This is a genomic window from Nocardia sp. NPDC019219, assembly GCF_040632645.1.
In the GTDB taxonomy this organism is placed as follows: Bacteria; Actinomycetota; Actinomycetes; order Mycobacteriales; family Mycobacteriaceae; genus Nocardia; species Nocardia sputorum.
Map to the genome: position 1 here is coordinate 161,792 of NZ_JBEYCG010000017.1, position 26,080 is coordinate 187,871.

At 69.9% G+C, this 26,080-nt stretch carries 24 protein-coding genes; 12 read left to right on the forward strand and 12 right to left on the reverse strand.

All coding sequences use genetic code 11. The features are described 5' to 3' along the window. The first annotated feature begins 15 nt into the window (after nt 1-15). The 5 genes from cysW to ABZ552_RS27345 all read left to right on the forward strand — a co-directional run bounded on the left by cysW (nt 16) and on the right by ABZ552_RS27345 (nt 6,258). Nucleotides 16-822 carry a sulfate ABC transporter permease subunit CysW gene (gene cysW, locus ABZ552_RS27325; protein ID WP_281874887.1) on the forward strand — a complete coding sequence of 269 codons (807 nt, stop codon included), beginning with the start codon at nt 16-18 and terminating at the stop codon, nt 820-822. Next, a complete protein-coding gene (locus ABZ552_RS27330) occupies nt 819-1,814 on the forward strand; it encodes a sulfate ABC transporter ATP-binding protein (protein ID WP_281874886.1) in 996 nt (331 codons plus the stop codon). Before cysW ends, ABZ552_RS27330 begins: the two co-directional genes overlap by 4 nt. Nucleotides 1,815-2,388: 574 nt before the next feature. Beyond that, nucleotides 2,389-3,495 carry an Hsp70 family protein gene (locus ABZ552_RS27335; protein ID WP_281916917.1) on the forward strand — a complete coding sequence of 369 codons (1,107 nt, stop codon included), beginning with the start codon at nt 2,389-2,391 and terminating at the stop codon, nt 3,493-3,495. Between the two features lie 163 nt (nt 3,496-3,658). Beyond that, on the forward strand, nt 3,659-4,666 hold the full coding sequence (locus tag ABZ552_RS27340) for a diiron oxygenase (RefSeq protein WP_281874884.1): 1,008 nt from the start codon (nt 3,659-3,661) through the stop codon (nt 4,664-4,666). Nucleotides 4,667-4,671: 5 nt separating this feature from the next. Further along, on the forward strand, nt 4,672-6,258 hold the full coding sequence (locus tag ABZ552_RS27345; protein ID WP_281916919.1) for an FAD-dependent oxidoreductase: 1,587 nt from the start codon (nt 4,672-4,674) through the stop codon (nt 6,256-6,258). A 61-nt stretch (nt 6,259-6,319) separates the two neighbouring features. On the opposite strand, the gene ABZ552_RS27350 is transcribed toward ABZ552_RS27345, so the two are convergent. Further along, complete coding sequence (locus tag ABZ552_RS27350) at nt 6,320-7,081, reverse strand: SDR family oxidoreductase (protein ID WP_281916920.1); 762 nt, start codon at nt 7,079-7,081, stop codon at nt 6,320-6,322. A 495-nt stretch (nt 7,082-7,576) separates the two neighbouring features. Between ABZ552_RS27350 and ABZ552_RS27355 the strand changes: the two genes are divergently transcribed. Both ABZ552_RS27355 and ABZ552_RS27360 read left to right on the forward strand, forming a co-directional pair. Beyond that, entirely contained in the window at nt 7,577-9,811 is a 2,235-nt protein-coding gene (locus ABZ552_RS27355) for an Hsp70 family protein (protein WP_281916921.1), read from the forward strand. 97 nt (nt 9,812-9,908) lie between these two features. After that, nucleotides 9,909-10,703 (forward strand): HAD family hydrolase, encoded by a 795-nt coding sequence (locus ABZ552_RS27360; protein ID WP_281874879.1) that lies wholly within the window; start codon nt 9,909-9,911, stop codon nt 10,701-10,703. 129 nt (nt 10,704-10,832) lie between these two features. On the opposite strand, the gene ABZ552_RS27365 is transcribed toward ABZ552_RS27360, so the two are convergent. Beyond that, on the reverse strand, nt 10,833-11,243 hold the full coding sequence (locus ABZ552_RS27365) for a VOC family protein (protein ID WP_281874878.1): 411 nt from the start codon (nt 11,241-11,243) through the stop codon (nt 10,833-10,835). 94 nt (nt 11,244-11,337) lie between these two features. Between ABZ552_RS27365 and ABZ552_RS27370 the strand changes: the two genes are divergently transcribed. Then, complete coding sequence (locus ABZ552_RS27370) at nt 11,338-12,306, forward strand: YafY family protein (RefSeq protein ID WP_281916922.1); 969 nt, start codon at nt 11,338-11,340, stop codon at nt 12,304-12,306. Nucleotides 12,307-12,830: 524 nt separating this feature from the next. Here the strand turns inward: ABZ552_RS27370 and ABZ552_RS27375 are convergent. Further along, nucleotides 12,831-13,514: an SGNH/GDSL hydrolase family protein gene (locus tag ABZ552_RS27375; RefSeq protein ID WP_281874876.1), complete on the reverse strand. Its 684-nt coding sequence runs from the start codon at nt 13,512-13,514 to the stop codon at nt 12,831-12,833. Further along, nucleotides 13,514-14,935, reverse strand: coding sequence for an MFS transporter (locus ABZ552_RS27380; protein ID WP_357440679.1), 1,422 nt, complete (start codon nt 14,933-14,935; stop codon nt 13,514-13,516). The genes ABZ552_RS27375 and ABZ552_RS27380 overlap by 1 nt, the downstream gene beginning before the upstream one ends. Before the next feature lie 103 nt (nt 14,936-15,038). On the opposite strand from ABZ552_RS27380, the gene ABZ552_RS27385 reads away from it, so the two are divergent. Then, nucleotides 15,039-15,671 (forward strand): TetR/AcrR family transcriptional regulator, encoded by a 633-nt coding sequence (locus ABZ552_RS27385; protein ID WP_281874874.1) that lies wholly within the window; start codon nt 15,039-15,041, stop codon nt 15,669-15,671. On the opposite strand, the gene ABZ552_RS27390 is transcribed toward ABZ552_RS27385, so the two are convergent. From ABZ552_RS27390 to ABZ552_RS27420, 7 genes are all read right to left on the reverse strand, one after another. Beyond that, nucleotides 15,668-16,354, reverse strand: coding sequence for a hypothetical protein (locus tag ABZ552_RS27390; protein ID WP_357440682.1), 687 nt, complete (start codon nt 16,352-16,354; stop codon nt 15,668-15,670). The two genes, ABZ552_RS27385 and ABZ552_RS27390, sit on opposite strands and share 4 nt — an antisense overlap. Before the next feature lie 73 nt (nt 16,355-16,427). Beyond that, nucleotides 16,428-17,267, reverse strand: coding sequence for a sirohydrochlorin chelatase (locus ABZ552_RS27395; RefSeq protein WP_357440685.1), 840 nt, complete (start codon nt 17,265-17,267; stop codon nt 16,428-16,430). Between the two features lies 1 nt (nt 17,268). Next, nucleotides 17,269-18,564, reverse strand: coding sequence for a GTP-binding protein (locus tag ABZ552_RS27400; RefSeq protein WP_281874871.1), 1,296 nt, complete (start codon nt 18,562-18,564; stop codon nt 17,269-17,271). A gap of 1 nt (nt 18,565) precedes the next feature. Then, nucleotides 18,566-19,498 (reverse strand): sulfate adenylyltransferase subunit CysD, encoded by a 933-nt coding sequence (gene cysD / locus ABZ552_RS27405; protein ID WP_357440688.1) that lies wholly within the window; start codon nt 19,496-19,498, stop codon nt 18,566-18,568. 150 nt (nt 19,499-19,648) lie between these two features. Further along, nucleotides 19,649-20,365 (reverse strand): phosphoadenylyl-sulfate reductase, encoded by a 717-nt coding sequence (locus tag ABZ552_RS27410; RefSeq protein WP_281874869.1) that lies wholly within the window; start codon nt 20,363-20,365, stop codon nt 19,649-19,651. A 20-nt stretch (nt 20,366-20,385) separates the two neighbouring features. Further along, nucleotides 20,386-22,200 (reverse strand): nitrite/sulfite reductase, encoded by a 1,815-nt coding sequence (locus ABZ552_RS27415; protein WP_281916926.1) that lies wholly within the window; start codon nt 22,198-22,200, stop codon nt 20,386-20,388. Nucleotides 22,201-22,325: 125 nt separating this feature from the next. Then, nucleotides 22,326-22,418: an Ms4527A family Cys-rich leader peptide gene (locus ABZ552_RS27420; protein WP_350356343.1), complete on the reverse strand. Its 93-nt coding sequence runs from the start codon at nt 22,416-22,418 to the stop codon at nt 22,326-22,328. A gap of 211 nt (nt 22,419-22,629) precedes the next feature. Here ABZ552_RS27420 and ABZ552_RS27425 point away from each other — a divergent pair, with 211 nt between their 5' ends. From ABZ552_RS27425 to ABZ552_RS27435, 3 genes are all read left to right on the forward strand, one after another. Next, on the forward strand, nt 22,630-23,037 hold the full coding sequence (locus tag ABZ552_RS27425) for an SgcJ/EcaC family oxidoreductase (protein WP_281874867.1): 408 nt from the start codon (nt 22,630-22,632) through the stop codon (nt 23,035-23,037). A gap of 208 nt (nt 23,038-23,245) precedes the next feature. After that, on the forward strand, nt 23,246-24,439 hold the full coding sequence (hemW, locus tag ABZ552_RS27430; RefSeq protein ID WP_357440722.1) for a radical SAM family heme chaperone HemW: 1,194 nt from the start codon (nt 23,246-23,248) through the stop codon (nt 24,437-24,439). A gap of 211 nt (nt 24,440-24,650) precedes the next feature. Further along, complete coding sequence (locus ABZ552_RS27435) at nt 24,651-24,866, forward strand: hypothetical protein (RefSeq protein WP_281874866.1); 216 nt, start codon at nt 24,651-24,653, stop codon at nt 24,864-24,866. Nucleotides 24,867-24,869: 3 nt separating this feature from the next. Here ABZ552_RS27435 and ABZ552_RS27440 read toward each other — a convergent pair whose 3' ends face one another. Further along, nucleotides 24,870-25,835, reverse strand: a complete 966-nt coding sequence (locus tag ABZ552_RS27440) for a helix-turn-helix domain-containing protein (protein ID WP_357440693.1) — start codon at nt 25,833-25,835, stop codon at nt 24,870-24,872. Nucleotides 25,836-26,080: the final 245 nt, after the last annotated feature.

Sequence of the window (26,080 nt, forward strand, 5' to 3'; positions counted from 1 at the left end):
GACGGAGCGGGCGCGATGAAACTGCATCCGCTGACCCGTATCTCGTTGCGAACGGTGGCGCTCGGCTATCTGTTCGTGCTGCTGGTCCTGCCGCTGATCATCATCCTCTGGCGCACCTTCGAGCGCGGCGTCGGCGCGTTCGCCGACTCGATCACGACGCCCGCGGCTATCTCGGCGTTCCAGCTGTCGCTGCTGATCGTGGCGATCACCGTGCCGGTGAACGTGGTCTTCGGCATCGTGACGGCGCTCGCGCTGGTCCGTGGGAAGTTCCCGGGCCGCAACCTGGTTCAGGGCATCGTGGACCTGCCGTTCGCGGTCTCGCCCGTGGTGGTCGGCGTGTCGCTGATCCTGCTCTGGGGCGCGGGCGGCTGGTTCGGCGGCCTGGAAGAGTGGGGCTTCAAGGTCATCTTCAACCTGCCGGGCATGGTGATCGCCACCATCTTCGTCACGCTGCCGTTCGTGGTGCGCGAGGTCGAACCGGTGCTGCACGAGATCGGCGACGACCAGGAGCAGGCCGCGGCCACTCTGGGCGCGTCGAAATGGCAGACGTTCTGGCGGATCACGCTGCCCGCGATCCGGTGGGGCCTGACCTACGGCGTGGTGCTCACCGTGGCCCGCGCACTCGGCGAGTTCGGGGCGGTGATCATGGTGTCCAGCGCGCTGCCGGGCAAGTCGCAGACGCTGACGCTGCTCGTGCACGGCCGGTACATCAACGACCACAACACCTTCGGCGCCTACTCCGCCGCGACCTTGCTGATGGGCATCGCCCTCGTCACCCTTCTGCTGATGACCATCCTCGAACGTAAGCGGGGCGCAAAGTGATCACCGTGACCAACGCGAACAAGAACTACGGCACGTTCGCGGCCCTCGATGACGTGACCATCGACATTCCCTCCGGCGAGCTCACCGCGCTGCTCGGCCCGTCGGGCTCGGGCAAGTCGACGCTGCTGCGCTCGATCGCCGGACTGGAGTCGCTGGACTCCGGCGTGGTCAGCATCGCGGGACGCGATGTCACCCGGGTGCCGCCGCAGAAGCGCGACATCGGCTTCGTGTTCCAGCACTACGCGGCGTTCAAGCACATGACCGTGCGCGACAACGTGGCGTTCGGGCTGAAGATCCGCAAGCGCCCGAAGAGCGAGATCAGCAAGCGCGTCGACGAATTGCTCGGCATCGTGGGATTGGACGGCTTCCAGCATCGCTACCCGGCCCAGCTGTCGGGTGGTCAGCGCCAGCGCATGGCGCTGGCCCGCGCGCTCGCCGTCGATCCGCAGGTGCTGCTGCTGGACGAACCGTTCGGCGCGCTGGACGCCAAAGTCCGTGCCGATCTGCGGACCTGGCTGCGCCGGCTGCACGAAGAGGTCCACGTGACCACCGTGCTGGTCACCCACGACCAGGAGGAGGCGCTGGACGTCGCCGACCGGATCGCGGTGATGAACAAGGGCCGCATCGAGCAGATCGGCACTCCGGAGGACGTGTACGACCGGCCGGCCAACGAGTTCGTCATGTCGTTCCTCGGCGCGGTGGCCCGGCTCAACGGACATCTGGTGCGTCCGCACGACATTCGCGTCGGCCGTGATCCCGGCATGGCGCTCGCCGAGCACGAGGGCACCGCGGAGTCCGCGGGTGTCACCAGGGCGACGGTCGAGCGCGTGGTGCACCTCGGCTTCGAGGTGCGCGTGGAGTTGCGCAATGCGGCCACCGGCGACCTGTTCGCCGCGCAGGTGACCCGCGGTGACGCCGAAGCGCTGCGGCTGTCGGACGGTGAGACGGTGTACGTCCGCGCCACCCGGATCCCCGAGCTCCCCGCCCACTAGGCGTTCGGCGGGGTAACCGCGTCCTGGTGTGCGACGAGCGCGGCGCTGAAAGGTTGCTGCGCTCGTCGGCATTCGGGGTGGCGACGGTCTGTGCCGGAGCTGCGGTGCGGTTGCCGTCCGGGCGGCGATGTGGCAGCCGCAGGGACGATCGTGCCGGGCTCGGCAGGCGATGCTGGTGTCCGTGGTTGCCGTCGGTCCGGCGTTCGATGCCGATCGGCAAATCATCGGCACCGCTCAGTGGAGTCTGGCCAAGGGGAGTCTCCGCATGTGGAGCGCTATGGATGGGCGAGGTCTCCCGCGACAGCCGGAACCCGGCAAACCTCCACCGGGCACGATCGATCCTCGCGTGTCGCAAGGAAACCCGACTGGACGGCATGTGCAACGCTGCTCGGCCAGGTGAGCGCGCCGAAGATCGCGGAAACGGTGCGGTGCGGCACAGGCGGCTTGCGGACAATCGGGTGTCCGGACTTGGCACGAAGATCGCGGAGTGGTTGCCTAAACGCGTTCGAAGCAAATCGGCACGGCGATCGGGTGGATTGCGATGGCGGTTGGTCTCGGGTTGAGCATCGGTACGGTGAACACGGTTTCCGTTCTGGCGGAGGAAGGTTCGGCCAAGGCTCCGCCGGGGCGACGCAAAACGCAGCGGGCGCAGACCATCACGCGCCGCACCACGCTGACCTTCGACAGCACCGGCGTCGCCCGGGTCGGCATGATTCCCCGGCACGGCCGCGCGGTCACCGAATTCGCCGACCTCACGCAGCGTTCCAGTACGTGGGCACGGGTGGGCAATCGCGCGCTCGCGCCGGCCGACCTCGTCGCCACCGTGGCCAAGTGCCTGATCGACGAGGTGCTGCAGGACCAGGCGGGCCGCGACGCCGGGCTCGGCATCGCGGTGACCTACCCCGCCCGCTACGCCGACGAGCAGGTGGACGCATTGCGCGCGGCACTCGACGGCGTCCACCTCACGCAGGCCGCGCTGGTCGCCGAACCCGTCGCGGCGGCGGCCTGGCTGGAAGCCGACCGCGGTCCGCTGATGCCGGGGCTCACCCTGGTCTACGATCTCGGCGGCGCGGGGCTGGACGTCACCTTGGTCCGGGTGGGCGCGGGATGTCCGAGCAACCCGATCGTCGGCGTCTCGTTGCGTTCGACGGAATTCGGTGGGCGCGCGTTCGGCGCGTTGATCGCCGAGCATGCCGGGCAGGGTCTGTCCTCGTCCTCGGTGTCCGAGTCCGTCGCCGACACGCTCGCCGGAGAACTGCGCGTCCGCCATGTCCGGGCGTCGCTCGAACTCGTCTACCGCTGCCTGCGCGTCGCGGATGTCACCATGGCCGACGTCGACCGGGTCCTGGTGGTCGGCGGGGCGGCGCGCCCGGCGGAGGTGGCCGAGGTGCTCGCCGCGGAACTGGCCAGGCCGGTGATCGCTGCCGCGGATCCCGAGCGGACCACCGCCGACGGCGCCGCGATCATCGGCCGGAGGGCGGCGCTCGTGGCGGAAGCGGTGGCCGAGCAGCGTCGGGCCAGGCGCCGCCGCGTACGGCGCCGTGCCACGACACGCGCCCTGATGCTGTCGCGCCGGACCCGGCGCCGGTTGGGCCGGGCGGTTGTCGTGACGAGCATGTCGGCGGTGTTCGGTCTCGGAACTTCGATCCTGGCGGCCGGTGACGGGGTGCTGGTGAGTTAGGCGCCCGGTCAGGGCTGCGATGAACAGGGGCCGTCCGGCGGTGCGCGTGATGAGGGCGCGCATCGCCGGACGGCCCTAGCAACTGCTGGGTTGACGTGACTCTCCGTTGGTGTAACTATGGGATACAGTTAAACGGTTCCATCGACGAGAGGCAGTGACGACGATGTCCGCAGCCGTGACACCAGCCGTCGATCCTGATCTGGAGAAGGCGCAGGAGTACGCCGCCAAGCTGCTGCTGCTCTCCGAGGGATCGGTCAACAAGCATTTCGATCCCTTCGAGGACATCGACTGGGACAACCCCGACTTCGCCGCCGACGCCGGTGAGGAGCGCTGGATCCTGCCCGTGTCCGCCGACACCGTGGCCCGCCATCCCTGGTACCAGGCGCTGAGCAAGGAACAGAAGATCGCGGTCGGCAAGTACCGGCAGGCGAACATCGCCAAGGTCGGCCTGCAATTCGAGTCGATCCTGATCAGCGGCATGGTCATCCACAACTTCGGGCTGCCCAACGGCTCGCCGGAGTTCCGGTACTGCTCCCACGAGATGATCGAGGAGCACAACCACACCCTGATGTTCCAGGAAATGGTCAACCGGATCGGGCTGGACGTGCCCGGCATGGGCCCGCTGGTCAGCAAGTTCAAGTACCTGGGCGCGCCGGTGGCCGCCTGGTTCCCGAACCTGTTCTTCATGGCCGTGCTGGCCGGTGAGGAGCCGATCGACCACATCCAGAAGCAGATCCTGCGCTCCGGCGAAGAGGTGCACCCGATCATGCGCGGCGTGATGGCCATTCACGTCGCGGAAGAGGCGCGGCACATCTCCTTCGCGCACGAGTTCCTGAAGAACCATGTGCCGGAGGCCAAGCCCGCGCAGAAGTTCATCCTGTCGCTGGCCATGCCGATCGTCATGTGGATCCTCGGCCGCGCGATCGTCACGCCGCCGCGGTCGTTCTTCACCGAGTTCGATATCCCGGAAAAGGTCCGCAAGGAGCTGTTCTACGGCTCGAAGGAGGCCAAGCAGGTCTTCAGCGACTACTTCTGCGACGTGCGCGCCCTGGCCAAGGACATCGGGCTGATGAACCCGGTCGCCAAGGCCGTCTGGAAGGCGCTGGGGATCGACGGTCCGAGCACCCGGTACCGGTCCGAGCCGCTGCGCGCCGTGAGCAAGGTCGCCTGAGTCGTATGCCGTACGTCGTCACCCAATCCTGTTGCAGCGACGCGTCCTGCGTGTACGCCTGCCCGGTCAACTGCATCCATCCCACGCCCGACGAACCGGACTTCCGGACGGCGGAGATGCTGTACGTCGACCCGCGGGCGTGCGTGGACTGCGGCGCCTGCGCCACCGCGTGCCCGGTCGACGCCATCGTGTCAGCGCAGAAGCTGACCGCTGAGCAGAAGCCGTTCATCGAGATCAACGCCGATTTCTACCGGCAGGCGCGGCCGCGCCCCCTGCTGGCGCGACCGGTGCCCGCGGCACGGATCCACACCGAGCGCACGCCGCTGCGGGTGGCGATCGTGGGATCGGGTCCGTCGGCGATGTACGCCGCCGACGAATTGCTGACCCAGCCCGACGTGTCGGTGACGGTATTCGACCGGCTGCCGGTGCCCTACGGGCTGGCCAGGCACGGCGTCGCCCCGGACCACGACAAGACCCGCAAGGTCGGCGAGCTGTTCGACGTCATCTCGGCGCAGCCGGGGTTCGGTTCGTACTTGAACGTCGATGTCGGCGCGCATGTTTCGCACGCCGAACTGCTCGACCATTTCCACGCCGTGATCTACGCGGTCGGCGCGTCGTCGGATCGCAAACTCGGCATCCCGGGCGAGGGTCTGGCGGGCACCGTGTCGGCCACCGATTTCGTGGCCTGGTACAACGGTCACCCCGATTACGCCGACCGGGTATTCGACCTGTCCGCCCGGCGTGCCGTGATCGTCGGCAACGGCAATGTCGCCCTCGACGTCGCGCGCGTGCTGACCAGTGACCCCGCGACGCTGGCCGGTACCGACATCGCGCCCCACGCCTTGCGGGCGCTGCGCGAGAGCAAGGTCGAGGAAGTGGTCGTGCTCGGCCGGCGCGGCCCGCTCGAATCCGCTTTCACCGTGCCGGAATTCGTCGGCCTGCTCGGCTGCGATGTGGATGTCGTGGTCGAGGGCGAACTGCCCGAACTCGGCGCGGAACTGCCTTTCCATGTCGAACAGAAGCTGCGGCTGCTGCACAGCGTGCGCAGCCGGCCGGTGGGCGAACGCAAGCGCATCGTGTTCCGCTATCTGTCCGCGCCCACCGAGATCCTCGGCACCGATCGGGTGACCGGCCTCGAGGTCGGCCGCACCGAGCTGGTCACCGGTCCGGACGGCGGCGTCCGCGCCGTCGCGACGGGGCGGACCGACCGGCTGGACGCGGGCTTGGTGCTCACCTCGGTCGGTTACCGCGGCGTCGCGGTGCCGGGCTTGCCCTTCGACGAGCAGGCCGCGGTGATCCCCAACGAGGAGGGCCGGGTGCTGGAACATCCAGGCGGCGCCGTGGTCACCGGGACGTATGTGACCGGCTGGATCAAGCGCGGGCCCACCGGCTTCATCGGCACCAACAAGTCCTGTGCGCAGGAGACGGTGCGGCAGCTGGCCGCGGACTTCAACGCGGGTCGCCTGCCCGAACCCGCCGGGTCCGCCGCGGAATTCGATCGGCTGGTGCGGCTGCGCCAGCCCGCGGTCCGCGCCGGGGGAGCGGTGGGAGCCCGCCCCGGCCGAGTCCGCCGCTTGCTGGCTCGCGCCTGACGGACCCCGCCTCGAGATACCCCGGCCGCGCCGGTATCTCGAGGCGGTTCCATGTGCGGGGTCACCGTGCGGTGAAACCGCCATCGATGGCGAGGGCCGCGCCGGTGACGAAACTGGCTTCACCGCTGAGCAGATAAGCGCAGAACGAGGCGATCTCCTTCGGTGTCGCGATGCGGCCCACCGGGTGCAGCGCCGCGATGGCCGCCTCTCCTTCGGGCGTCGCGCCCATGGAATTCCGGAACGCCGGGGTATCGACCGCACCTGATACCAATGCGTTCACCCGCACACCCTGATCCGCGGCCTCGAGCGCCACGGCACGGGTCAAGCCGACCACCCCGTGCTTGGCGGCGACGTACGGCGCCACCGAACCCATGCCGACCACACCGAGATTCGACGCGTTGTTCAGAATCGCGCCGCCGCCGGAGGCCGCCAGCGCGGGCACCTGATGCCGCAAGCCGTAGAACACACTGGTGAGGTTGAGTTCCAGATCGGCGCGCCACCCCGCCTCATCGATGTCCGCTACCGGACCGAAGGCGCACACCGCGCCCGCGTTGTTGAACGCCGCGTCCAAGCGGCCGTATTCGGTCAGCGCGGCGTCGGTCAGCCGGGCCACGTCCTGCTCCACTGTGACATCGGTCGGCACGAACAGCGCACGCCCGCCTGCCGCGCGGATGTCGGCGGCCACCTGCTCGCCCGCGTCCTTGCCCCGGGCGCCGAGCACCACCGCGGCGCCTTCGCTCGCGACGCGCAGCGCCACCGCTTTGCCGACACCCGACGTCGCGCCGGTGACCAGGACGACCTGCTCCGCGAACCGTGTTGCCATCGTCGAATTCCCTTTCCGCTCTCGCGATCCCGCCTCCGTGGTGGGATCCGCTGTCGAGTCAAGCCGGAGGCGCACGGCGATGCTGGCGAATATCGGACATCTAGTTGATGTGTCATAAATTTGGCCGAGAAGTGGGTGTGCTGCACGAGGGCAAAGATTCGGTTACCGACCGGTCGGTGCCTGTCGCGCGGTGTGGTTTCGCTTGGTAAACCGGCCTGGAGTCTGATTGTCTCGGCGATTTCGAGATCGCTGTGTGATAGCGGAATGGCCGATATCGCAGACTGATTCGCGCTGTCGAGCCGGCTGGACGGTCCGATCGACTCGCATCTGCCTGGCATTTCGGACGACAATGGCTTTCGGGCGAACAATCCGTATCAATTGCGCATACGCGTGGACGCGAAACAGCTAACCTGTGGTGGCTGTTTGGAAGACGACCGCGGCCACAGGGGAACGCCATGTGATGGACGTGGTCACGGTGCGTTGACGGGATAGCGAATGACGACAGGTCTGGGTTTCAGCATCGGTGCAGTGAACTCCGTGGCGGCTTCGGTCAGCGCGGATCTACCACGGCCGACGGTGCGGTCTCGGCGCACCGCGGTGACCTTCGACAGCGCGGGTGGACTGCGCTTGGGCGGGATTCCGCGATTCGACATGGCGGTCACGGATTTCGCCGACCTAGGCCGGGATCCGGAAGCGGTGATCGTCGGCGGCCGCATCTGGTCACCGGCCAATCTCGTCGCCGCGGTGGTCGGCGAGCTGCGGGCGGCGCAGCCGGGCGCGTCCGAAGCGGGCGTCGTGACCACGTATCCCGCAATGTATTCCGACAAGCAGGTGGCGCTGCTGCGGCAGGCGTTGGACCTATCCGGGTCGGGTGACGTGCTCCTGGTGCCCGAACCGGTCGCGGCCGCGGAATGGCTGGAGCACGAGCAGGGCCCGCTGGAAACCGGCTTCGTCTTGATCTACGACCTGGGGGGCACCAGCCTCGACGTGAGTATCGTGCGTGTCGGTCCGGACTGGGACAACCATCCGATGATCGGAAAGCCGAGGCGGTCCTACGACTTCGGCGGCAGGCCGCTGGGGTCGATGATCGCGCGGTACGCCCCCGGCGTGTCGTCCGCGGGACTGTCGATGACGTCCATCGTCGACATCGACGGGCTGCGCACCGCACATGTGCAGGACTCGCTGCAACTGGTCCGCGACTGTGTGCGGGAGGCGGGTGTCACCCTGTCGGATATCAGCCGCGTCCTGCTGGTGGGCGGCGCGTCGCGCCCCGCGGAGGTGGCGCGGACGCTCGCTGAACTCGGCCGCCCCCTGGTGATCTCGGCGGACCCCGGCCAGACGATCGCCGCTGGAGCCGCCCTCATGGCAGCACGCACCATGGCGCTCGGCGCATCGGACGGCCGATCCACCGCGCCTCGGGTCGCGGTGTTCTCCAGTGCGGCGGTGGTCTCCGCGGTCGCGATGTCGGCGGCCACCGTCTTCGGCGGCCCGACGGTTCCCGAACTGTCGCCGCTGCTCGAGCGTCTGCCGGAGCTCGGCGCGCCGACCGGCAGCCTGCTGGTCGACGTAGGAGACGAGCAACTCGCCGACGCCTGGTCCTGGGTGTCCGCGCCCGGCGCCTGGTACGCGGGCCGGGCGGCTCTCGCGCAGCGGACCTCCGCGTACACCCGGTTCATCACACCGGCTCCGCGTAGCGCCGGTTATGGTCCTTCGGTAGCGGAGTCGCGGTCCGGCTCGCATCGTGACCCGCGAAACTGTTGCGCGCCGGGCGGATTGCGCTACCGGGGATACGGCGATCCCGCCTACTTCGTGAACCCGCTGCCGTTCGCGCCGCGTCCCGTGCCCGGAGACATCGCGCAGCCGCCCGTTCCCGGGCAGTCTTCGACTCCTGGTCTACCGCTGCCGGGGCAGGTTCCGGGCTTGCCCGGCCAGCCCGCGCCGGGAACGCCGGGGCCGAACGCTCCCGTGCCGCAGAATGGATCGACGCCTGCGGAACCCGGCCCGGCTTCCGGTGGGACCCTGCCGGGAAGCGCTGCGGGCACTTCCTCGACCGGAACGCCCGATTCCTCGGGTGCCGGATCGGGGGAGCCGGGAAGCTCCTCCGGGGCGAGTTCGTCGTCCTCGGGAGGTGCGCACGCCGGGGGCGCTTCGTCCGGCGATGCCGGGGGAACGTCAGGCGGTAGCGTCGGTAGTGGGACCGCGTCGAGTGGTTCGACGAGTGACTCCGCCGCGAACGGAGCGTCCGATGACTCGCCGGGCGGTTCGTCGTCGGGTGGGTCGACCGGCAATCCGTCGTCGCATGGTTCGTCCTCGGGTGGGGCGACCGGCAATTCTTCGCCGGGTGGCTCCTCCTCGGGCGGGTCGAATGGCAATCCGTCGTCGCACGGCTCGTCCTCGGGCGGGTCAGCCGGTGATTCGGCGTCGGATGGTTCGTCTTCGAGTGGGTCGGACGGTAATTCGTCTACGGGTGGTTCGGCGTCGGGTGGGTCGACCGGCAATTCTTCGACGCACGGGTCGTCCTCCGCGGGGGCAGCCGGTAATTCGTCGGCCGGTGGGTCACCCTCGTCCGGTGGATCCGCATCGGGCGGGCGTCCGGGGGGCGCCTCGTCGGCGGGTAATCATTCGGGCGGGAATTCCTCGGGGGCTTCGTCGTCCGGAGGGTCGCGGGGCCGGTCCGGCTCGGTCGGCGGTTCGTCGGCGGGCGGCGGAGGCGGAGGCCGCGGTCGTTAGCGGCGACCGTTCGGACGGTGAATCATTCGGCGCGCGTGGGGGTCTCGTTGCGCCGGATTCGCTGTTCGACGCGGTGACGCCGAGGCACAATGGATTGATGGCATCCGGGGGTCCCCAGCTGATCGCGCTGGACGTGGACGGGACGCTGCTGGACACGGGAACACCGATCAGTACGCGGGTGGTCGAGGCTGTGCGCGCGGCCGTGGCGGCGGGGGCGCACGTCGTGGTGACCACGGGACGCACGCTGCTGACCACACGCCCGGTGCTCACCGAACTCGGTCTGCGCGAGGGCCACGCGTTGTGCTCGAACGGCGCCGTGCACATCGACGTGGCCAGAGGGGAACCGGTCGCGATCCAATCGTTCGACCCCGCGCCTGCGATCACCGCGTTGCGCGCGCTGTTCCCGGCGATGATCTTCGCCGTGGAGAAGGTCGGCATCGGTACCTGGGCCACCGGGGCCGGCCCCGGCGAATTCTCCTTGGGCGAGTACCTGCTCGTCGACCATCACGCGTTGAGCAGCGAGCCGACTCCGCGCCTGAACGGCTGGTTGCCGGACGGTTCGCTGGAGGAGATGCTGCTCGCCCTGCGCTCCTTGCGAGTGCCCGGTGCGAGCTGGGTGCACGGCGAGTTCGGGCCGTGGCTCACCGTTTCCCGGCAGGGCGTGTCGAAGGGTTGGGCGCTGGAACAACTCCGCCTCGCCCTCGGTGTGCCGGACGAGGCGACACTGGCCATCGGCGACGGATACAACGATCGCGAGATGCTGCGCTGGGCAGCGCATTCGGTCGCGATGGCCAACGCGCCCGGCGACATCCGCGACCTCGCCGACGAAGTGACCGGCCACGTTCTAGACGACGGCGTCGCCACCGTCCTGGAGCGCTGGTTCCGCCCCTGACCAGGCGACGCAGCCGCGATCCGACCGCCGGGGAAGGATGCCGGTAAGCCCAGCGGTCGGGTAACAGTCGGAGTGTGCGGCGTGCTGTCCGGCCAGCCGGATCCGGCAGCACGTCGCCTTCTCCTCGGCCTAGGCGGTCCCGGTTTTCGCGACGATGTCCAGGTAGTGCTGGTTGTACATGAGGCCGAGGACGTTGCCGAACGGATCGACCACGGCGGCGGTGACGAAGCCCTCGCCGTCGCCGCGCGGGGTGATGGGGTCGTACACGGTCGCGCCGAGTTCCAGCAGCCGGTCGAAGGCGGCTTGCAGGTCGTCGACGTGCCAGTTGACGATCGCGCCGCCGGGGGCGTTGCGGGCTCCGGCCGGAGCGTAGGCGCGGTTCACGATGCCGAATTCGTGCTGGTAGTCGCCGATGCGGAACTCGTAGTAGCCGCCCGGGACGTGGTAGTAGGGCTCGATGCCGAAGAACCGGGTGTACCAGTCCTTGGCGGCCTCGAGGTCGTCGGCGTAGAAGGTGCTCGTCGCCATTCCGCGCAACATGGGGTTCTCCTTCGAGTCGTTGTTTTCGTTGTTGTCTCCATCATCCGAGGCAAAGTGCGCACCGAATGAGCACTTTCAACGGCAGAATCAGGGCATGCGAGCGGACCGATTGGTGGCGATCCTGCTGATGATGCAGAGCCGGGGACGGGTGACGGCCGCGCAGGTCGCCACGGAGCTGGAGACCTCGGTCGCCACCGCGCGCCGCGACCTCGAGGCGCTCTCGGCGGCCGGGGTGCCGGTGTATCCGCAGCCCGGGCGCGGCGGTGGCTGGTCGCTGGTGGGAGGTGCGCGCACGGATCTGAGCGGGCTGACGGCAGGGGAGGCGCGCGCGTTGTTCCTCCTGGCCGGTCCGTCCGCGGGCGCGGCGCCGGAGGCCCGGTCGGCGCTGCGCAAGCTGGTCCGGGCGCTGCCGCAGACCTTCCGAGGGGATGCGGAAGCGGCGGCCGATGCCGTGGTGATCGACCCGGCGCGCTGGGGCGCGACCGATCGCCCGCTGCCGGAGGTGGTGTCCCTGCTGCAACGCGCCGTCGTGCAGCGCAACAAGGTGCGGCTGCGCTATGCGAACCGCACCGGCGAGCGGTCCGAGCGTCTGGTCGACCCGTGGGGACTGGTGGACAAGGACGCCGTCTGGTATTTGGTCGCCGGGACCGAGCAGGGGCAGCGGACGTTTCGCGTCGATCGGATCGCCGAGGCGCTGGTCACCGGCGAACCCGCGCACCGCCCGGACGATTTCGATCTCGCCGCCGCTTGGGGACAGGTGGTCGAGGAGATGGAACGGCGGCGCGCGACCACCGCCGCCACCCTGTTGATCTCCGAACGCCTGCTGCCGATTCTGCGCGACCAGCAGGGCAGGAACTGCGTCGTGGACGGTCCTGCCGACGACGGCCGCGTCCGCGTCCGCGTCACCGCGCCCACCGCCTGGATGCTCGCCCAGCAGCTGGCCGGTTGGGGCGCTTCGATCGAAGTCCTCGGTCCTGCCGAGGTCCGCGCCGAGCTGGCCCGCCTGGGCGCCGAACTGCTCGACCGCTACGGAACGGACGATCGACCCGACGCGGCACCGTGACGGGCGACCAGTGCAGGGCATGCAGGGCGGTCCCGCGGGCAGTGCCGACGGGCGTCGGCGGTCGCGAAGTGCCGATCCTGCGGACGCACGGGCAGGGGTCCGTCTTGCGGAGCGTCCGAGCCAGGTGCGCCCCTCGGCGGTCTCAACTGGGCCGTGCGATGGACCGATTCGGTCGCGAAAATCTTCCGAGACGTCGACACTGCTTCCCATCCGCTTGCGGAGCGTCGATGCTCCGAGCCGGGTGCGCCCTTCGGTCGGTCTGATCTGGGCCGTGCGATGGACCGATGCGGTCGCACGACACTGCTTCCATTCGCTTGCGGAGCGTCGATGCTTCGAGCCAGGCGTGCCCCTCGGCCGGTTCTCACGAGGTTGCGCAACGAACCCATGGGGCCGCGCGAATCCTCGGGCGCTCCCCGTGTGCCGCTGTCGCGCTGACCGTCGGAGCGTGGCAGCTCGGTGGACGCCCGCCTCGAAACGTGGGGGAGGCATCCGCTGCCGCAGCTGCCTCCCCCCTTTCGTCGCCGTCAGCGCGGCGCGAGGACGTGACCGGCCAACGTGCGCACCATGTCCGAGGCCAGCACGGCGTGGCCGCTCATGCTGAAGTGGATGAGGTCGGCGCTCATCAGGTCCGGCCGCAGGCGCAGCGGGTGGTCCCAGAGTTCGAGCAGGAGTGCGTCGTAGCGGGCGGCCAGTTCGCGGACCATATCGTTGAGCGCGGCCATCCGCTCGCGCATCGGGCGCATAGGCGCCATGCGCTCGACTTCCCAGACGTCGGCCAGGGTGAACGTGACGACCTGCGCGCCGGTGCGGGTCAACGTCGCGAACAGGGTGTCCAGGTTCGTCCGCAGCTCGGCGAGGTCGCCGCCGGGCAGGAAGAGGTCGTTGCCGCCGCAGCTGAGATGCACGAGATCCGGCTGGAATTCGAGCACGGCGGGCAGCTGCTCGGCGAGGACCTGGGCGGAGGTGGCGCCGATCCGGCCGGTGTTCAGGTAGGCCAGACCCGGGCGGACCGCGGTGAGCACGCTCGCGACGCGATCGGCCCAGCCCACCGGTTCGTACCCCGGGCTCGGGTCGCCGACGCCCTGCGCGATGGAGTCGCCGAGCACCGCGTAGCGCTGCCATGGCGCGTCGGCGAGCAGGCGTCGCTGTTCCGCGGGCGGCAGCAGCAGCGGGTCGTTCGCTTCGGTACGAATACTGTTGTCGCTCATTATCTTTCCTGGTTGTCGGCGGAGAATGCGGGAGTGCGGGTCGGAAGCGCCGCCAAGCAGGCGGCCACGGCGGCGATGCCCGCGCACACCGCGAAGACGGTGTGGAACGCGCCGAGCGGATCGTCGGGCCGCGCCGCGAACACGGCGGCCAGCACGGCGACGCCGAGCGCGCCGCCCACCTGCCGCGCGGTCAGGTTCATCCCGGTTCCGGCGGCGAACTGCTGCGGTGGAAGGGAACTCGCGGCCGCGGTGCCCAGCACCGTGACGACGAAGCCGATGCCGCCACCGCCGAGCACGCCGGCCGGAATCCACGCCGACCACAGGGCCGGGGTGGGTCCGAAGGCGTCCGTGCTCATCCACACGGTGCACGCGACGAACATCGCCGCACCGAGCACACCCAGCCATCGCCGGGCGGTGGGCGAGGCGACCCGGCCCGCGACGGTCGCCGTCATCATCGACGCGACCGCCCCGATGGTCATCGCGCCCGCCGAGCCGAGCACCGAGTAGCCCCAGATCGCGTCGAGGAACAGTGGTCCCGACAGCAACCAGGCGAACATGGCCGCGCCGAAGACGAACGAGGTCGCGTTGGCCAGCGCGTAGGAGCTGCTGCGCCAGAGGTCAACGGCGATCGCGGGCTCGCGATGACGCGCGGAGCGGACCAGCGCGGCGACGACCAGCAGTCCGCCGCCGATCAGCGCGGACAGCGTCCCCGCCGAGGTCCAGCCCCAGCGCTGCCCCTCGGTGACGCCCGCGACCAGCCCGCCGAGACCCAGCGCCACCGCGAGTGTGCCCAGCGGATCCGGCAGCGCGCCGCCGGAAGGACGGCCGTCCACGGCCGGAATGCGCAGGGCCGCCGCGATGAGCAGGAGTGCCACCGGCACGTTGATCACGAAGACCGCCCGCCAGTCGAATCCTTCGACGAGCGCGCCACCGAGTGCGGGACCGACCACCGCGGCGAACCCGCCCGCGGCCGACCAGGCTCCGATGGCCGCGCCGATCTTCTCCCGCGGGGTGGCGGCGAGCACCAGGCCGAGGGCCGAGGGCACCATCAGCGCCGCTGTCGCGCCTTGCAGCACCCGGCCCGCGATGAGCCAGCCCGCTGTCGGAGCGAGTCCGCACAGCAACGAGGTGAGGGCGAAACCGGCCAGCGCGCCGAGGAACAGCCTGCGGCGCCCGAGCGCGTCGGCGAAACGTCCGGCCGGTGTGAGCAGGGCGGCGAAAGCGACCGCGTATCCGCTGACGATCCAGGTCAGCGTGGTGGTGGCCGTGTCGGGGTAGTCCCGGGCGATCGAGGGGAAGGCGATATTGACGACGGAGAGGTCGAGGAAAGCGATGAAGGCCGCGCCGCAAGCGATCAGCAAGGTGCGGGTAGCCGCGGTCGCGGTCGGCGGGCTGTCCAGCCGCACGGACGCCTCGGTCATGGGGAAGTCCTTAGGAAGAGGGAAACAAAACGCACGATCGTTCGTTCACTTAAAGTACGACCATACGTTCGTATGTGCAACAGCGAAGTGGAAGAATGAGTGCATGACCGAGTCCGTCACCGCGAGTGGCCGGCCGCGCGAGACCGACCAGCGGGTGGCCAAAGGCGCCCGGGCGCGGGCGTCGATCGCCCGCCGCGCCGCCGAGGTGGCCTCCGTCGAGGGCCTCACCGGCCTGAGCATCGGCCGCTTGGCCGCCGATCTGGGGCTGAGCAAAAGCGGTATCGCCACCCTTTTCGGCAGCAAGGAGAGCTTGCAGCTCGCCGCGGTGCAGACCGCGCGGCAGGTCTTCATCGACGAGGTCATCACGCCGAGCCTGAGTGAGCCCGCCGGACTACCGCGCCTGCGCGCCCTGGTCGAGCGCTGGCTCGGTCAGGTGGCCGAGCCGGCGTTTCCCGGCGGGTGCTTCCGCGTCGCGACCCTCGCGGAATTCGACAGCAGACCGGGACCGGTACGTGACGCCATCGCCGAAGACCGGCGGGACTGGCTCACGTTCTTGGTGAAGGAGATTCGCCGCGCCCAGCAGCAGGGTCATCTCGACGGCCGTGCCGCCGATGCCGTCGCGTTCGAACTGGACGCGGTGATCGCCGCGGCGCACACCGCGCGGCAGATGGGCGACGAGTGGGGCGTGCGCACCGCCCACGCCGTCGTGACGGATCTGCTCGGACCCGACGACTAGTCGGCCGGTGCGCCGTTGACCAGATAGTCCAGGTAGGAGCCGGGAATCGGGCACATCTCCACGCCGTCGGCATCCACGATGTGCGGCCGGATGGCGCCGGTGGGGGTGATCTCGGGGCTTTCGATCAGCACCGTCGTCGTGGCCGGAAGCGCGAGGAACTGCACCGCGAAAGGCATGGCGGTGGCCAGCTCGAGCAGCGTGGTGTAGTACGACGAGCGGTGCGCGTGGTCTTCGAAGCACTCGACCGACCAGCCGGAGAACTCCGGGTCGTCGGTCGCGGCGCGGGTCAGGACCAGCACCGGCGATTCGAGTCCGCACGACGAGACGATCGCCTGCTGATCCTCGCCGGGAAAGTCCAGCCGATCGGTCAAACCGACTCCGGCCGCCACTTCGCGTTGATACCAGACGTCACGCAGGGTGCGGTCGACCTGCTCGGCCCAGGTCTGCGTATCGGTGCGTTCGGCCAGGCCCAGGGTGCCGTCGTCGCGGCCACGCACCCGGACCAGATTCCAGCCGATCCGGATCGTCTCGCCGGGGTGGTACCGCGTCCCCGCCGCGACGGTGGACTCCAGATACGACAGCAGCCAGTTCTCCATGCCGGGCAACTGCGGCTCGGTGAACACGACGGTGAACTCCGGATGTCCGTGGCTGACGCAGGAGGTGGTGCGGAACGACTCGACCATGCCATGTTCCTAGCACGAGGAGTGTGCTCGCGGACGACTCCGAGGTTCCCGGAGAGCGGTCGAGGCCGAACGCTCAGGCCGAGAGCGCGCGCGTCTGCGCGATTGCCGTGTGGTAGCGATCCAGGACGACCCGGGTGAAAGCGGGATGCGCGCCGAGCACGTCGGCGTGGATCGCTCGCGGCGCCGCGTGGGCGAGGCGATCGGTCAGCAATCCGGGTGCGAGGAACCAGGGGGCGACCAGCAGTTGGTGCGCGCCACGGGCGCGCAGTCGTGCGATCGCTTCGGTCACCGACGGTTGGGTGGTCGCGAAGCAGATCTCGGTGCGCCAACCGGTGCGGGCCGCGAGGCGCGCGGCCACTTCGGCGGTGCGCGCGTTGGCCGCCGCCGAGGACGAGCCGACCGCCGCGACGGCGACGCCCAGGCGCCGATCCGCCGAGGCGTGCCCGTCGAGGGCGGCGAGCACCCGGTCGCGCAGCGCACCGATCAGTCCGGCGTCCACGCCGAGGACGTCGGCTTGGGTCAGGCCCAACCCGGGATGGCGGGCACGGGCCGCGGCGAGCAGGCCCGGCAGGTCCACCTTGGCGTGGAAGGCGCTGCCGAGCAGCAGCGGCGTCACCACGGCATGGGTGTGCCCGTCGGCGGCCACGGCGTCCACGACCTGCTCCACCGACGGGGCGGTGAGATCGAGGAACGCCGTCCGGACGTCGAGGTCCGGACGCGCCGCCGCCACGGCGCCGACGACTTCCGCGACGGTCGCCGCCGAGCGCGGGTCACGACTGCCGTGCGCCACCGCGATCAGCGCGGGCGGCCGCGCCGCGCGCCGGTCGAGCACGGCCGGACGGTCGAGCCGGGACGCCGGGGCGCCGGCGCGCGAGACCGGCGGAGTGCCGAAAAGAGCTCGCCGCACGGCCATGTCAGACTCCGGTGCCGACCTCGACGGCGGTCAGCACGTCGCCGACCAGACCGGCCGCCAGCGTATTGCCACCGGCCGGGTCGATCAGCAGGAAGCTTCCGGTGTGCCGGTTCACCCGGTAGTCGTCGGCCGCGATCGGCTCGGCGACCCGCACCGAGATGCGCCCGATGTCGTTGAGCTCCAACGACTCGGGACTCGGATCGGCCGCCAGGCGCTGCTCGTCGAAGCGCTCCAGCAGCGCGCCGACGATCGCCTGGGTGGTTCGGGTGCCGTGCTTGAGCAGCAGTCGCGCGCCGGGGCGCAGCGGCTTGTCGCCCAGCCAGCACACGGTGGCGTCGAAAGCGTCGACCGGCTCGGGCGCGTCGGCGGTCGACGCGATGATGTCGCCCCGGGAGATGTCCACGTCGTCGGCGAGGATCAGCGTGACGCTGCGTCCGGCCTGTGCCACCGCGAGTTCGCCGTCGGGGGTGTCGATCCGCTCGACGGTCGTGCGGATACCCGAGGGCAGCACTACGACCTCGTCGCCCGGGGCGACCGCGCCCGCCGCGATCTGCCCGGCGTAGCCGCGATAGTCCGGGTACTCGGCGGTGCGCGGCCGGATCACGTACTGCACCGGGAACCGCAGGCCCAGCGCGTGATTGCCGGTGCTGTCGGCATCGACCGGCACCGATTCCAGGTGCTCGATCAGCGAGGGACCGTCGTAGTACGGGGTCTTGTCCGACCGGGTGGCGATGTTGTCGCCGTGCAGCGCCGAGACCGGGATCTCCAGCACATCCTCGCTCGACCAGCCCAGCGTGCTGGTGAGCTCGTTGAACTCCGCGGAGATGGCGGCGAACACGGCGGCGGCGTCGTCCACCAGATCGATCTTGTTCACCGCGAGCACCAGTTTCGGCACGCCGAGCAGCGCGAGCACCGCCGCGTGCCTGCGGGTCTGCTCGATGACGCCCTTGCGCGCGTCGACGAGCAGGATCACCAGTTGCGCGGTGGACGCGCCGGACACGGTGTTGCGGGTGTACTGCACGTGCCCGGGGGTGTCCGCGAGCACGAAGGAGCGGCGCGGCGTGGCGAAGTAGCGGTAGGCGACATCGATGGTGATGCCCTGTTCGCGTTCCGCGCGCAACCCGTCCACGAGCAGCGAGAGATCCGGTGTGGCGAGACCCTTGTCCACCGACGCGCGGGTGACGGCGTCGATCTGGTCGGCCAGAACGGATTTCGTGTCGTAGAGCAGGCGTCCGACCAGAGTGGACTTGCCGTCGTCGACAGAACCGGCGGTGGCCAGCCTCAATAGGTCGGACATGTCAGAAATAACCCTCTCGTTTGCGGTCTTCCATCGCGGCTTCGGAGACGCGGTCGTCACCTCGGGTCGCGCCGCGTTCGGTCAGTCGGGACGCGGCTACCTCGGCGAGGATCGCCTCGTTGTCGGCCGCGTCGGAAAGGATGGCGCCGGTGGAGGAACCGTCACCCACGGTGCGGTAGCGCACCGACCGGGTCTCCAGTACCTCGCCGTCGCGCGGGCCGCCCCACACGCCGGGCGTCATCCACATGCCCTCGCGCAGGTACACCGGACGCTCGTGCGCGTAGTAGATGCTCGCCAGGTCGATGTCCTCGCGGGCGATGTAGCGCCAGATGTCCAGCTCGGTCCAGTTGCTCAGCGGGAACACGCGCACGTGCTCGCCCGGCGCGTGGCGCCCGTTGTAGAGGTTCCACAGCTCGGGGCGCTGGCGCTTCGGGTCCCACTGGCCGAAGGCGTTGCGCAGCGAGAAGATCCGCTCCTTGGCGCGCGAGCGCTCCTCGTCGCGGCGGCCGCCGCCGAACACGGCGTCGAACCGGTGCTCGCTGATCGCGTCCAGCAGCGGGACCGTCTGCAAGGGGTTGCGGATGCCGTCGGGGCGCTCGGTGAGCCTGCCGTCGGCCAGGTAGTCCTCCACCTTCGCCACGTGCAGGCGCAGGCCGTAGCGCTCCACCACCTTGTCCCGGAACTCCAGCACCTCGGGCAGGTTGTGCCCGGTGTCCACGTGCAGCAGGGCGAACGGCAGCGGCGCGGGCCAGAACGCCTTGAGCGCCAGATGCAGCAGGACCGTGGAGTCCTTGCCGCCGGAGAACAGGATCACCGGCCGCTCGAACTCGCCCGCCACCTCGCGGAAGATGTGGATCGCCTCGGACTCCAGCGCGGCGAGAGTGTCGAAATCGCTGATGCCGAGCGAACGTTCGCTTCGAATGGTTTCGGTCATGCTGTGTCCTTCTTCGCATGCCCGAGGGGCCCTACGTGGTTACGCAGGCTGCCTCCTCCGGGCCCTGACTCGGTCATGCTGTGTCCTTCTTCGCATGCCCGAGGGGCCCTACGTGGTTACGCAGGCTGCCTCCTCCGGGCCCTGACTCGGTCATGCTGTGTGCAACCCGCATTCGGTCTTGGCGAGGCCGGCCCAACGGCCGCTTCGCGGATCTGCTCCCGGCTCCGGCTTCCGGGTGCACGGAGCGCAGCCGATGGACGGATACCCCTCCTCCACCAGGGGATTGACGAGGATGCCGTGCTTTTCGATGTAGTCCTGCATCTCGTCGTCGGACCACGGCGCGATCGGATTGATCTTCACCAGTCCGAACGCCTCGTCGAACGAGATCAGCGGCGCGTTCGCCCGGGTCGGCGCCTCCACCCGGCGAATGCCGGTGACCCAGGCGTTGTATCCCGCGAGCGACTTCTGCAGCGGGACCACCTTGCGCAACCGGCAGCACTCGTTCGGCTCGCGGGCGAACAGATCCTTGCCCAGCAGCCGGTCCTGCTCGGCGACCGTCTGCTCCGGCTGGACGTTGACCACGTTCACCCCGTACACGGCCTCCACCGCGTCCCGGGTGCCGATGGTCTCGGCGAAGTGGTAGCCGGTGTCCAGGAACAGCACGTCCACGCCGGCGCGAATGCCGGCGGCCAGGTGCACGAGCACCCCGTCCTGCATGTTGGAGGCCACGATGTAGTTCGTGCCGAAGGTGTCCTCGGTCCACCGCAGGAGTTCGGTCGCCGAGGCGCCGTCGAGTTCGGCGGCACCGCGCGCGGCGATGGCGCGGAGCTCGTCCTCGGACAGCTTTTCCGCGAGTTGGGTTGTCACAGTTGATCTCCCGTCGAGACTTATCTCAGGTCGGCCTCGTCGGCGCGGACCGCCCACTGGGCGAACCGTTCGCCGTCCGTACGCTGCTTGACGAAATTGCGCACCACCCGGTCGATGTAGTCGCCCAATTCCTGGGTGGTCACCTTGTGCTGGCGCAGCTTGCGCCCGAAGGCGCTGTCGAAGCCGAGGCTGCCACCGAGGTGAACCTGGAAGCCCTCCACGTGATTCCCGGTGCCGTCGTCGACCAGCTGACCCTTGAACCCGATGTCGGCGATCTGCGAGCGGGCGCAAGAGTTCGGGCAACCGTTGATGTTGATCGTGATCGGGACGTCCAGCTGCGCGTTCAGATCCGCCAGCCGTTCCTCCAGCTCCGGCACCAGTGCCTGGGACCGCTTGCGGGTCTCGGCGAAGGAGAGCTTGCAGAACTCGATACCGGTGCAGGCCATCAGATTGCGCCGCCACAGCGAGGGCCGCGCCTGCAGGCCGAGCGGTTCCAACTCGTCGATCAGCGCGTCGACCTTGTCGTCGGGCACGTCGAGCACGATCAGTTTCTGATACGGGGTGAACCGGACGCGGTCGGAGCCGATCCGCTCCACCGCGTCGGCGACCTTGGTCAGCACGGTGCCCGACACCCGGCCCGCGATGGGGGAGAAGCCGACGGCGTTGAGCCCGTTGCGCAGCCGCTGCACGCCCACGTGGTCGATCGGCTTGGTCGGCTGCTCGGGCGCGGGGCCGTCGATCAGCTTGCGCTTCAGGTACTCGTCCTCCAGCACCTGGCGGAACTTCTCGATGCCCCAGTCCTTGATCAGGAACTTCAGGCGCGCCTTGGTGCGCAGGCGGCGGTAGCCGTAATCGCGGAAGATCGAGACGACGGCCTCCCACACGTCCGGCACCTCGTCCAGCGGCACCCACACGCCCACCCGCTGGGCGAGCATCGGGTTGGTGGACAGGCCGCCGCCGACCCACAGGTCCAGGCCGGGGCCGTGCTCGGGGTGCACGACGCCGACGAACGCCACGTCGTTGATCTCGTGCACCACGTCCTGCTGGCCGGAGATCGCGGTCTTGAACTTGCGCGGCAGGTTGGAGTACTCCTTCTTGCCGATGTAGCGGCGCACGATCTCCTCGATCGCGGGCGTCGGGTCGATGACCTCGTCCATCGACTCGCCCGCCAGCGGGGACCCGAGCACCACACGCGGGCAGTCGCCGCACGCCTCGGTGGTCTTCAGCCCGACCGCCTCGATCCGCTTCCAGATCTCGGGGACGTTCTCCACCTCGATCCAGTGGTACTGCACGTTCTCCCGGTCGGACAGATCCGCGGTGTCGCGGGCGAACTCGGTGGAGATCTGACCGAGGGTGCGCAGTTGCGCGAGGTTCAGCGCGCCGCCGTCGCAGCGCACGCGCATCATGAAGTACTTGGCCTCGAGCAGGTCGATGTTCTCGTCACCGGTCCAGGTGCCGTCGTAGCCCTGCTCGCGCTGGGTGTACAGACCCCACCAGCGGAACCGGCCGCGCAGGTCGCCTTTGTCGATGCCGTCGAAGCCGGTCTTGGCGTAGATGTTCTCGATGCGGGCGCGGACGTTGAGCGGGTTGTCGTCCTTCTTGGACTGCTCGTTCGGGTTCAGCGGCTCACGGTAGCCCAGCGCCCACTGGCCTTCGGCCTTGCGGCGCACGGGCTTGCCGGTGCGGGCGCGCGGGCCGGTGGAGGTCGCCTCGGGACGCGGGCGGTCCGGGCGGACGCGGCGTTCGGAGGCCGGGCGGTCGGGACGCGCGCGGTGCCCGGGCTGGGATTCGGGCGTGGGCTGATCGTTCGGACCGGCGTCGGTGCTCGACGTCATGGGGTCGCTCCTGCGGGGTGGGTGGTACATCCTGCTGAGGGCGTGAGGGGCTGACTCACGCCTGCGGTGTCAGCGGGCCGAGGAAGTCGGGGATCGCCGGGGACCCGGGGATCGGGCGCGCTGAGCTACCGGAGGGAACCGGGCAGACAGCAGGCGCTACAGACGCGCTTGTAATCGACGTGGCGACGTGCCACAAGTCGGATCTCCAAAGCGCGCATGCGGCCATTGTGCCACGTCAGCGATGGCCTTCCGACCCCACGTCCAGTATTTCCCGCACTTTGACGGGAAATGCCCTGGACGCTCGACCCGGTTTGTGACGGCAGTCATAGTCCGAGCCGCGGCCGGGCGCGTGATACCACCACCGCATCGGGTGTGACACCGCACACGCCACTTGACCTCGAGTCGGGTCTAGGTAGCACGCTCGGCGGCATGAATACCACAGCTGTCGACACCGCCGCCGAACTCGAGGCCATCCGCGCGGTGGTCGCGAGCGTCCAGCACGCCCAGCGAAACGAACTCGTCGACGAATTCGCCGCGCTCTTCCGGGAGGACGCGATCTGGACCACCGGCCACGGCAAACGACTCTTCGGCCGCGCCGCCATCGCCGAGTTCACCGCCCAGGTGCTGCCCGGGGCCACCGCGCACGGCACCGCCACCTACGAGGTCGAGCACGTGCTGTTCATCCGCCCGGACGTGGCCGCGGTGAAGGTGCGGCAGCGTTATTTCACCCCCGAGGGCGTGCTGGACAGCGAAGGCAGCCCGCTGTACGTGATGTCCAAGGAGGACGGGCGCTGGGTGCTCACCGCCAACCAGAACACCCCGGTCGTGGGGGACTGAGCCGATCGGGCAGCCGCCGGGGTAGGGCGCCCGGAGCGGTGGCGCCGGACACTCGGCCGTGCGGCCGTCGCGTCTCCGCTCGCCGGGTGCGGCGGCGGCGACCGCGAACGGTCCGAGCGGAGAACCGGGACCCGTTCGCCCCTAGCCGAGTCCCGGGCGTCGGCGCGGTCGCGGCGGCGTTCACACTGGACAGGTGAGTTCTTCCGCCCTGTCCGCGAGCACCGGCACCGCCGCGCCGGTGCTGCACGACTTCGGCGACGGCCCGTTCGGGATCTACGTCCACGTGCCGTTCTGCGCCACGCGGTGCGGCTACTGCGACTTCAACACCTACACCGCGGGGGAACTCGGCACGTCGGCGTCGCCGCAGTCGTGGCTGACGGCGTTGCGGGGTGAGCTCGCCACCGCGGCGCGGGAGTTCGCCGCGTTGCCCACGCCGACGCCGGACGTGTCCACCGTTTTCGTCGGCGGCGGAACGCCATCCCTCCTGGGCGGTGACGGCCTCGCGGCGGTGCTCGACGCCGTGCGCGCCGAGTTCACCCTCGCCGCCGGAGCCGAGGTCACCACCGAGTCCAATCCGGAGTCCACCTCCCCGGAGTTCTTCGAGCGCATCCGTGCGGCGGGATTCACCAGGGTGTCGCTGGGCATGCAATCCGCTGCCGCGCACGTGCTGAAGGTGCTCGACCGCACGCACACCCCGGGCCGCGCGGTGGCCGCCGCGCGGGAGGCGCGCGCCGCGGGATTCGAGCACGTCAACCTGGATCTGATCTACGGCACGCCGGGCGAGCGCGACGCCGACCTCGACGCCAGCCTGGACGCGGTGCTCGCCGCGGGCGTCGACCACGTCTCGGCGTACTCGCTGATCGTGGAGGACGGCACCGCGCTGGCCCGCCGGGTGCGCCGCGGTGAGCTCCCCGCGCCGGACGACGACGTGCTCGCCGCCCGCTACGAACGGATCGACGCGCGTCTGCGATCGGCGGGTCTGGGCTGGTACGAGGTGTCGAACTGGGCCGCGGGCGACGCGGCGGCATGCAGGCACAACCTCGGCTACTGGGACGGCGGTGACTGGCTCGGCGCCGGACCGGGCGCGCACAGCCATGTCGGCGGCGTGCGGTGGTGGAACGTGAAGCATCCCGCGCGGTACGCCGATCGGGTCGGCGCGGGCGGGCTGCCCGCCGCGGGCTGGGAGGCGCTCAGCGCGGAGGAGCGCTACACCGAGCGGGTGATGCTCGCCGTCCGGCTGCGCACGGGTCTGCCGCTGGCCGATCTGGCCTCTTCGGCCCGCCCCGCCGTCGACCGGGTGGTCGCCGACGGCCTCGCGCTGCGCACCGCGGACGACCGGCTGGTCCTCACCGACCGCGGTCGCCTCCTTGCTGACGGCGTCGTCCGCGAACTGCTCGACTGACCAGCAGGTTCGCCGCGCGCCCCGGCTGCCGAGACGACGCGGCCGGTCCGCGCGTCGAGGGCTGGGCGCGGTCTCGGGTCGTCCGATCCCGGTGCGGCGTGCGCGCCCGGCGTCCCATCACGAATCGGTGACTGGGCGGACCTACGTGTCTCGTTCCTGTAACGCGCCCCCGCCCGTCCGCGTAGTCTGCGACCAACCCCCAAGGAGACTTATGGCGTCGGCACGACACATCACCCTTATCCATGAACCGGGCGAATTCGCGGTCGCGCGAGCAGCGGAGAAGGCGGAGAACGCGCGCCAGTGCGCCGTCGCCGCCCGCACCGTCGCCAGCTACGCGGAGAACGCCGCCGACTGCGAGTCGCTGCTGGCGATGCTCGGTCTCGACGCCCTCGCGGGCAAACAGGCGAGAGCCGGCGAGCGCGGCTGACCGCTACGGCTCGTCCACGGCCAGGACGGTCCCGCGCCATTCCCGCGGCGAGAGCCCATAGGCGGCGCGAAAACGCCGGGCGAAATGCGACGGATCGCGGAAACCCCAGCGGCGCGCGATCACCGCGATCGTCCGGTGCTTCTGGTCCGGACGGGCCAGATCGCCGCGGACCCGCTCCAGCCGCTGGCCGATGATCCATTGTTCGAGGCGGTACTCCGCGTTCGCGCAGATCTTGTAGAGCTGCCGGACGGACATGTTGTGCGCCCTGGCGATCTGCTCCGGCCCCAGCTCGGGATCGGCCAGGTTGCGCCGGACGTAGGCGCGGATCCGGGACAGCTGGATGTCGGACGGCACGACGGAGCCGTTGGCGTCGTCGCTGGCCGCCGACAACAGCAGTCCCCGGATCAACTCGATGCTGGCGCAGCCGGACGACGCGGCGGCCGGGTCGGCGCTGAGCGCGTCGGCCTCGGCGGTCAGCTGGACGATGTGGTTGGCCACCAGCCGGTAGTGCGGGCTGTCCCGGACTACGGCGGCGGCCTGGCTGATCAGCTCGGCGGGCAGGCCGAGTTGATCGAGCGGCACGTGCAGGCAGGTCGAAGCCCCGTCGCCGTGCCTGCGGAAGTCGAAGGGCGCGTTCAGGTCGACGATGTGCAACTCGCCCGGCCGCACGACGCGCTGGACGCCGCCTTGCTCGTAGCGTCCGTCCCCCGCCTGCCGTACCGCGATCGCCAGCACCGGCGCGGGCGAGGTGCGCACTTGTTTCGGCGTCCGGATCAGCTGGATGCCCGAAGTGCGGGCGCGGAGAACGCTCACCTCGCCGAACCGCCACACGTCGAACCTGGCGTGGACACACTCGTCCGGCCCGTCCAGCACGACGTGGGACGGGACCGATGCCTGCTGTACCGCCGCGGCCACCGCCTCCGCCCGCTCGTGCGGCGCGATGGTGTCCGAATCGAACACGACCGTCATCACAGCCTCCGTCGCAAATGAGACAGATTCGGCAATCCTCGCACGGGCCCGGTCGATCAGGACGTGCATTCTGAGCCGAAGATCGTGCACGCAGAGTCGTTTTTCCGGCGGCCGCCCGTCCTACGCTGTCGAACGACGACCAAGATCGATTCCGGGTGCGGTGGAGGAGGCGCGGCGGCGTGACCGCGCGAACGTCCGGTGGTGTCCGGCGGCCTCGGCCAGAACCCTCCGGCGATGCCCGGCGA

Bases quoted from the DNA above. Each gene is read 5' to 3' on its own strand.
- ABZ552_RS27375 (WP_281874876.1), bottom strand. From the start codon at position 13,514: ATGAGCGACAACAGTATTCGTACCGAAGCGAACGACCCGCTGCTGCTG.
- ABZ552_RS27420 (WP_350356343.1), bottom strand. From the start codon at position 22,418: ATGCGCGCTTTGGAGATCCGACTTGTGGCACGTCGCCACGTCGATTAC.
- ABZ552_RS27440 (WP_357440693.1), bottom strand. From the start codon at position 25,835: ATGACGGTCGTGTTCGATTCGGACACCATCGCGCCGCACGAGCGGGCG.
- ABZ552_RS27365 (WP_281874878.1), bottom strand. From the start codon at position 11,243: ATGTTGCGCGGAATGGCGACGAGCACCTTCTACGCCGACGACCTCGAG.
- ABZ552_RS27355 (WP_281916921.1), top strand. From the start codon at position 7,577: ATGACGACAGGTCTGGGTTTCAGCATCGGTGCAGTGAACTCCGTGGCG.
- ABZ552_RS27380 (WP_357440679.1), bottom strand. From the start codon at position 14,935: ATGACCGAGGCGTCCGTGCGGCTGGACAGCCCGCCGACCGCGACCGCG.
- ABZ552_RS27340 (WP_281874884.1), top strand. From the start codon at position 3,659: ATGTCCGCAGCCGTGACACCAGCCGTCGATCCTGATCTGGAGAAGGCG.
- ABZ552_RS27415 (WP_281916926.1), bottom strand. From the start codon at position 22,200: ATGACGTCGAGCACCGACGCCGGTCCGAACGATCAGCCCACGCCCGAA.
- ABZ552_RS27360 (WP_281874879.1), top strand. From the start codon at position 9,909: ATGGCATCCGGGGGTCCCCAGCTGATCGCGCTGGACGTGGACGGGACG.
- ABZ552_RS27395 (WP_357440685.1), bottom strand. From the start codon at position 17,267: ATGGCCGTGCGGCGAGCTCTTTTCGGCACTCCGCCGGTCTCGCGCGCC.
- ABZ552_RS27350 (WP_281916920.1), bottom strand. From the start codon at position 7,081: ATGGCAACACGGTTCGCGGAGCAGGTCGTCCTGGTCACCGGCGCGACG.
- ABZ552_RS27435 (WP_281874866.1), top strand. From the start codon at position 24,651: ATGGCGTCGGCACGACACATCACCCTTATCCATGAACCGGGCGAATTC.
- ABZ552_RS27425 (WP_281874867.1), top strand. From the start codon at position 22,630: ATGAATACCACAGCTGTCGACACCGCCGCCGAACTCGAGGCCATCCGC.
- ABZ552_RS27385 (WP_281874874.1), top strand. From the start codon at position 15,039: ATGACCGAGTCCGTCACCGCGAGTGGCCGGCCGCGCGAGACCGACCAG.
- cysD (WP_357440688.1), bottom strand. From the start codon at position 19,498: ATGACCGAAACCATTCGAAGCGAACGTTCGCTCGGCATCAGCGATTTC.
- cysW (WP_281874887.1), top strand. From the start codon at position 16: ATGAAACTGCATCCGCTGACCCGTATCTCGTTGCGAACGGTGGCGCTC.
- ABZ552_RS27390 (WP_357440682.1), bottom strand. From the start codon at position 16,354: ATGGTCGAGTCGTTCCGCACCACCTCCTGCGTCAGCCACGGACATCCG.
- ABZ552_RS27400 (WP_281874871.1), bottom strand. From the start codon at position 18,564: ATGTCCGACCTATTGAGGCTGGCCACCGCCGGTTCTGTCGACGACGGC.
- ABZ552_RS27370 (WP_281916922.1), top strand. From the start codon at position 11,338: ATGCGAGCGGACCGATTGGTGGCGATCCTGCTGATGATGCAGAGCCGG.
- ABZ552_RS27345 (WP_281916919.1), top strand. From the start codon at position 4,672: ATGCCGTACGTCGTCACCCAATCCTGTTGCAGCGACGCGTCCTGCGTG.